This is a genomic window from Salinimicrobium oceani (genome assembly GCF_012037645.1).
Genome location: NZ_JAAVJR010001021.1, coordinates 1 through 372 on the forward strand (window position 1 = coordinate 1; position 372 = coordinate 372).

Annotated in this window: 1 protein-coding gene; it reads right to left on the reverse strand. The window is 44.1% G+C overall.

The window, feature by feature from the left end:
• Window positions 1–372 (reverse strand): alanine--tRNA ligase-related protein (locus HC175_RS20575; RefSeq protein ID WP_235942716.1); only part of this gene is annotated, 372 nt, incomplete at both ends.

Here is a 372-nt window from a genome sequence, read left to right on the forward strand (position 1 = left end):
GTTTTTTGCTTCCAGAGTACCCTTATCTCCAACCTGGCCTCCGCCTTCGGGATAAAAAGGTGTCCTGCTGAAAACAAGTTGGTAGAGCTCACCTTCTTTTTGAGATTCCACTTTTCTGTATCGCAGGATCTCCACTTCTGCCTCAAGACTGTCATAACCCACAAACCCTTCGGTCTCTGCTTCTTTTACCACCTGCCAGTCTCCTGAGGTAACTTTTGATGCATTCCTGGAACGGTCTTTTTGCTTCTGAAGCTCCTCCTCAAAACCTTTCTGATCTAAAGAATAACCTTTTTCGCTTAGGATCAAAGCTGTCATGTCGATTGGAAATCCGTAAGTGTCATATAATTCAAAGGCCTTTTTGCCCGAAACATT